At 60.7% G+C, this 7002-nt stretch carries 4 protein-coding genes; all 4 read left to right on the forward strand.

Annotation, left to right across the window (positions count from 1 at the left end):
- Positions 1–126: 126 nt before the first annotated feature.
- The 4 genes from LKD37_RS11070 to LKD37_RS11085 all read left to right on the forward strand — a co-directional run bounded on the left by LKD37_RS11070 (position 127) and on the right by LKD37_RS11085 (position 6912).
- Positions 127–1860, forward strand: a complete 1734-nt coding sequence (locus tag LKD37_RS11070; protein ID WP_302929276.1) for an ABC transporter ATP-binding protein — start codon at positions 127–129, stop codon at positions 1858–1860.
- Positions 1847–3673 carry an ABC transporter ATP-binding protein gene (locus LKD37_RS11075; protein ID WP_302929273.1) on the forward strand — a complete coding sequence of 609 codons (1827 nt, stop codon included), beginning with the start codon at positions 1847–1849 and terminating at the stop codon, positions 3671–3673. Before LKD37_RS11070 ends, LKD37_RS11075 begins: the two co-directional genes overlap by 14 nt.
- 320 nt (positions 3674–3993) lie before the next feature.
- Positions 3994–4566, forward strand: a complete 573-nt coding sequence (locus tag LKD37_RS11080; protein ID WP_302929274.1) for a hypothetical protein — start codon at positions 3994–3996, stop codon at positions 4564–4566.
- Between the two features lie 66 nt (positions 4567–4632).
- Positions 4633–6912: an ABC transporter substrate-binding protein gene (locus LKD37_RS11085; RefSeq protein ID WP_302929275.1), complete on the forward strand. Its 2280-nt coding sequence runs from the start codon at positions 4633–4635 to the stop codon at positions 6910–6912.
- Positions 6913–7002: the final 90 nt, after the last annotated feature.

Below are 7002 nucleotides of genomic sequence, written 5' to 3' on the forward strand. Positions count from 1 at the left end.
AACTTCAGAAATCCTGCATAAAAGAAACAGAGGTGACGTCTTATCAAGACACAGAAAAAACCGGGGCTTTTCCGGCACCTGGGCCCCGTCCTGGGCCGCTATAAGGGTTGGACGGCAGCCGCCCTGATATTCGGCATCACCGAGGTGGTGCTGGAGCTGCTGATCCCCATGCTGATGTCCACCATCGTGGACGGCGGCCTGTACCGGGAGAGCACCTTCATGCTCCAGGGGCTGTTTTCCCCGGAGCTCATCGCCAACCGCAACCGCTTCGTGCTGACGGTGGGGGCCATTATGGTGGGCGTGGCCTGCCTGTCCATGGCCATGGGCGTGCTGGCGGCCCGGTGTTCCGCCATTGCCACCCAGGGCTTCGCCCGGAATATGCGCAGCACTCTGCTGGGGAAGATCGAGAGCTTCTCCTTCTCCAACATCGACCACATCTCCACCCCCCAGCTGATTACCCGGGCCACCACGGATATCAACACCCTGCGGGATACCATGCGCCAGTCCCTGGTGACCCTGTACCGGGCCCCGGTGATGGTGATCCTGGCCACGGTCATGAGCTTCATCGTCTCCCCGGGTCTTGCACCCCTGCTGCTGATCTGCATCCCTCTGCTGGTGGTGCTGATGGTGATCCTGCTGAAGGTGGGCCAGCCCCGCTTCAAGCGGATGCTGAAGATGATGGACGGCATGAACCAGGCCGTCCGGGAGAATCTGGTGGCCAGCCGCGTGGTGAAGGCCTTCGTCCGGGGGGGCTACGAGTCCAAACGGTTTGACAAGACCACCGATGACCTGCGCCAGGCCCAGCTGGGCGCAGGGAGACTGTTTACCCTGTCCGGCCCCATTACCATGGGCATTATGTGGACGTGCAGCGTGCTGATTCTGTTTTTCGGCGGCCGGGAGATCATTTTCCGGACCACCGGCCTGCTGACCGGCCAGCTGGTGAGCCTGGTGAACTACGCCGGCATGGCCGTGAACTCCCTGTCCATGATCAGCTGGCTGGTGATGTCCCTGTCCCGGGCCCAGGCCTCCCTGGTCCGCATCAACGAGGTGCTGGACGAGGAGATCGACATCACCGACGGCTCCTCCGATGCAGTGGTGGAAAGCGGCAGCATCGACTTCGAGGACGTCTGCTTCAGCTATACCCGGGACCCCGACAAGCTGGCCCTGCGCCATGTGACCCTGCACATCGCCTCCGGCGAGACCATTGGCGTCATCGGCGGCACCGGCGAGGGCAAGTCCACCCTGGTGAGCCTGATCCCCCGGTTTTACGATGCCCTGTCCGGCACCGTGAAGGTGGACGGCCGGGACGTCCGGGAGTATACCCTGGAGAATCTGCGCAGCGGCGTGTCCATGGTATTGCAGAACGGCTCCCTGTTTTCCGGTACCATCGCCGACAACCTCCGCTGGGCGGACCCCAACGCCACCCGGGAGCAGATGCAGGCCGCCTGCGCCATCGCCCGGGCCGACGAGTACATCGACCGCTTCCCCGACGGGTATGAGACGGTGCTGGAGCAGAACGCCGCCAACCTGTCCGGCGGCCAGCGGCAGCGGCTGCTGATCGCCCGGGCCATCCTGAAGCGGCCCAGGATCCTGATTCTGGACGACTCCACCTCCGCCGTGGACATGGCCACCGACGAGCACATCCGCCGCTGTCTGCGGACGGCCCTGCCCGGCGCCACCAAGGTCATCATTGCCCAGCGCATCAACTCCATCATGTCCTGCGACCGCATCGTGGTGCTGGACCGGGGGCGTCTGGCGGACATGGGCACCCATCAGGAGCTGCTGTCCCGCAGCCATATTTACCGTGACGTGTACGAGAGCCAGATGAGAGAGGGGGCGGTGGATCATGCCGCGAGTTGACCTGCGGAAATATAATAAAAAGGTAGAGAACCCCTTCGCCATCCTGTGGCGGCTGGTGTGCTATTTCAAGCACTGCCGCCTGCTGCTGACGGCGGCGATGCTGTCGATCCTGGCCTATGTGGCGGCCACCATCGGGGCCGCCTACTGCATGAAGCCCCTGACCAACCTGCTGGAGAGCAGCGGCGCGGCACCCAACGAGACCTACGCCAAGTACATCAGCCTGATCCTGGGCCTGGCGGGGCTGTACCTGCTGTCGGCCCTGACCAACTATCTGCTGAACCGTCTGATGCTGGAGTGCAGCGCCATCATCATGAAGCAGCTGCGCACGGAGCTGTTCGACACCATGCAGCGCCAGCCGGTGCGGTTCTTCGACGAAAACAAGACCGGCGCCCTGATGAGCTACTACACCAGCGACATCGAGGCCACCAACGAGCTTTTGCAGCACAGCATCACCCAGCTGGCCATCTCCATCACCTCTCTGCTGGGGACCATCGGCATGATGCTGGCTCTGTCCATGCGGCTGTTTGCCATCATGGTGGTGCTGGGGGCTATCGTGGTGCTGGTGGTGCGGGTCACCACCAAAATCAGCAAGCGCACCTACGCCAGCCAGCAGCGCCTTACCGCCGCCGTCAGCGGCTATATGGAGGAGATGATTACCGGCCAGCGTGACGTGAAGGTGTTCACCCACGAAAAGGAGGTCATGGAGCAGTTCGACGTCATCAACCAGGACCTGTGCAAGGCCTCCACCACCGCCACCACCGTCACCTCCATGGTGGGCCCCATTCTCAACAACCTGTCCCACATCTTCTATGCCATCACCTGCGCGGTGGGCGTCCTGTGGCTGACGGGGGAGGGGGCCGGCGGCATCCTCATCGGTTTTTTGCAGTATGTCCGCACCTTTGCCGACCGCGTCAGCCAGATCTCCGAACAGTTCAACGCCCTGATGATGGCCCTGGCCGGTGCCGAGCGGATTTTTGGCATCCTGGACCTGCCTCCCGAGGAGGACCGGGGCCAGGTGACCCTGGAGCAGAAGGGCGACGACTACCACTGGCGTATGCCGGACGGCACCCTGGTGCCTCTGCGGGGCGATGTACGCTTTGACCATGTGGACTTTGCCTATGTGCCGGAAAAGCCGGTGCTGCGGGACCTGTCCCTGTACGCCAAGCCCGGCCAGAAGATCGCCTTCGTCGGCTCCACCGGCGCGGGAAAAACCACCATTACCAATCTCATCAACCGGTTTTACGATATCCAGGCCGGCTCCATCACCTATGACGGCATCGACGTGCGCAACATCCGCAAGGACGACCTGCGCCGCTCCCTGGGTATCGTGCTGCAGGACACCCACCTGTTCACCGGCACGGTGATGGAGAACATCCGCTACGGCCGCCTGGACGCCACCGATGAGGAGTGCATGGAGGCCGCCAAGATCGCCAACGCCCACTATTTCATCTCCCACCTGCCCCGGGGGTACGACACCGTCCTCTATTCCGACGGCGCCAACCTCAGCCAGGGCCAGCGCCAGCTGGTGGCCATCGCCCGGGCGGCGGTGTCCCGGGCTCCGGTGCTGATCCTGGACGAGGCCACCTCCTCCGTGGACACCCGCACCGAGAAGCTTATCGGCCAGGGGCTGGACGGCCTGATGGCCGGGCGCACCGTGTTCGTCATCGCTCACCGGCTTTCCACCGTCCGCAACGCCAACGCCATCATGGTGCTGGAGCAGGGGCGGATCATCGAGCGGGGCGACCACCGGGAGCTGCTGGACCAGAAGGGGAAGTACTATCAGCTCTGCCACAACATGATCGAATTGACCTAACTGTTCACCGAAAACATCTGCGAGATATAATCGTTAACCGTTAATCTGCGGCGAAAGTTAGCGGATAAAAACAGCAGAAAATCCGGCGCAAGAGAATAAAAATACAAAAAAATGGATAATTGTCATTTTTTTTGGAATATTCACAGAAAGTTTAATCTTAGTGTTGAAAAATCTACTGTTTCATGATACAATTAGGAAAACATTTTAATCCTGGGCGGCGATAAGTAAAATGCACAAAAACCGTCCGCCATCGGCGAACAGACTGGTGCGTAGTGGACAGCGAGCCGTGGACGCACCCAGCCGTCCCCAAAGGAAAGATCATGGCAGAAAAGAATAAAAAGCGCGGCGGACGCCGTGCCCATCTCAACGATTTCCATGTGAATCTTGCCGGTGATTATGTATATACCGGCGCCCACTACTCCTATGTGGACCAGGGCCGCAGCCGCGACCGGGTCCAGCGGGAGCTGCTGGGACTGAGCGTTGCCGTCGTGCTGGCCGTGGTGGCCGGCGGCTGCAGCGACGCCCCCGCCATGCTGAACTGCTGGTACGTCATCCTCCCCTATATCTGCGAGGCCGCCGCGGCGGTCAGCGTGATCTGGGCGGTGCTCCGGCTGCGGAAGGCGGAGGAACCCATCCGGGAGTACATTTATAAAAAGAGCGTGCAGGCGCTGCCCCACCGGGCCATGCTCTGCATGATCTTCGCGGGCCTGGGCTTCGTGACCATGGTGCTGTACCTGGCCATGAACGGCTCCGGTGGCCGCGTGGCCTCCGTGATCGCCTACCTGGCGCTGAAGGCGCTGGTGGCCGGGGGAGCGTGGCTCCTGTGGCGGTATATGCTGACCCTGAAATGGGAAAAGCTCCCCGCCCGCGACTTGGATACGCCTCAGGCGTGATCCACCAATTTCTTTTGTGAACTCCGGGCTTCTGCCCGCGTTCAAAAAAATTTAAGGAGGATTCCAATGAAGAAAGCTACCCGTATCTTGGCTCTGGTACTTTGCGCTGTCATGTGCCTGGGCCTGTTCGTTGGCTGCGGCAACAAAGGCAAGCAGAACAACGACACCCCGTTGGTCGTGGGTTATTCCCCGTTCAACAGCAAGTTCTCCCCCTTCTTCTCCGAGACCGCTTATGACCAGGACGTCTGGGTCATGACCGCTATCAGCCTGCTGAACGGCGATCGCCAGGGCGCCATCATCATGAAGGGTATCGAAGGCGAAACCAAGGCCTACAATGGCACCGACTACACCTACTATGGTCCCGCTGACTGCGAGATCGTGGAGAACACCGATGGCACTGTGGACTACAACTTCAAGCTGCGCGAGGACCTGAAGTTCTCCGACGGCGAGCCTATCACCATCGACGACGTCATCTTCTCCATGTACGTCCTGTGCGATCCTACCTACGACGGCAACAGCACCCTGTTTGCTCTGCCCATCGAGGGCATGGATGCTTACCGTTCCGGTATGGACACCCTGTACAACCTGATGCTGGCTGCCGGCCGCGACAACACCGACTTCACCAACAACAAGTGGACCGAGGAAGAGCAGACTGCCTTCTGGGCTGACGTGGATCAGGCCGGCGTGAAGTTCGTCCAGGCCATCATGCAGTACTGCATTGCCCAGGGCGCTAACGCCGAGGGCGATTCCGTTGCCGCCTGCATGGCCAACTGGGGCTTCGAGCTGCCCGCCGATGCTACCGAGGCTGATGCCTTCAACGCCATCGTCGCCAAGTATCCCTCCCTGGCCGAGGCTGTCGACGCTGAGAAGCCCGAAGGCACCACCTTCACCAGCCTGCTGAACGACTACGAGACCAAGTACACCAAGGGTATCGAGACCGGCACCTCCGCTGCCAACATCTCCGGCATCAAGAAGACCGGCGACTACAGCATGACCGTCTCCCTGACCCAGGTCGACGCCACCGCCATCTATCAGCTGGGTGTGACCATCGCCCCCATGCACTACTATGGCGAGAAGGCCAAGTATGACTACGACAACAACAAGTTCGGCTTCGACAAGGGCGATCTGAGCCACGTTCGCGAGAAGACCACCACCCCCCTGGGTGCTGGCCCCTACAAGTTCATGAAGTTCGAGAATGGTACCGTGAACTTCGAGGCTAACGATTCCTACTATCTGGGCGCCCCCAAGACCAAGTATGTCAACTTCCTGCAGACTCAGGAAGACGATAAGCTCAACGGCGTCGTCACCGGCACCGTGGATATCACCGATCCTACCTTCAGCACCACCGCCGTGGACGCCATCAAGGCTGCCAACAAGAACGACGATGTCAACGGCCCCGCCATCACCACCGATACCGTGGATAACCTGGGCTATGGTTACCTCGGCATGAGCGCCAACACCATGAACGTCAACAAGGAGCCCGGCTCCGATGCCTCCAAGGCTTATCGTAAGGCTTTCGCCACCGTTCTGGCTGCTTACCGCACCGTCGCCATCGAGTCCTACTATGGCGAGCGCGCTTCCGTCATCAACTACCCCATCTCCAACACCTCTTGGGCTGCTCCTCAGGCTGCTGATCCTGGCTACAAGGTCGCTTTCTCTGTGGATGCTCAGGGTAAGGACATCTATACCTCCGACATGACCGACGAGCAGAAGTATGAGGCCGCCCTGCAGGCTGCCCTGGGCTTCTTCGAGGCCGCCGGCTGCAAGGTCGAGAACGGCAAGGTCGTCTCCAACCCCGAGGGTGGTATGGATACCGCTAACTACGCCATCGAGCGCGAGGCCCTGATCCCCGCCGACGGCAAGGGCGATCGCCCCTCCTTCATGATCCTCACCGAGGCCTCCAAGGCTCTGGAGAAGATCGGCGTGCACCTGATCGTCACCGACCTGTCCGACAGCACGCAGCTGTGGGATACCATCGAGGCCGACCAGGCTGACATGTGGGCTGCCGCTTGGGGTGCCACCCCGGATCCTGATATGTATCAGATCTACTTCTCCGGCATGGACGGCAAGGCTGTCGGCGGCTCCAACTACATGTACGACATCAACGATGCCGAGCTGAACCAGCTGATTCTGGATGCCCGCAATTCTCTGGACCAGAGCTATCGTAAGACTCTGTACAAGTCCTGCCTGGACATCATCGTTGACTGGGCCGTTGAGGTTCCTGTCTATCAGCGTCAGAACGCCATCATCTTCTCCACCGAGCGTGTCAACATGAACACTGTTACCCCCGACATCACCACCTTCTATGGCTGGCTGAGCGAGGTCGAGAAGATCGAGCTGAACTGACAAAGTTCCGCACCCAAGACCTGTACGACAACATAGGTTAAGTCACAAGGTACGCCCCCGGCGGCTCCGGCCGCCCGGGGGTGCCCCGCC

The organism is Brotocaccenecus cirricatena (assembly GCF_020687045.1).
In the GTDB taxonomy this organism is placed as follows: Bacteria; Bacillota; Clostridia; order Oscillospirales; family Oscillospiraceae; genus Vescimonas; species Vescimonas cirricatena.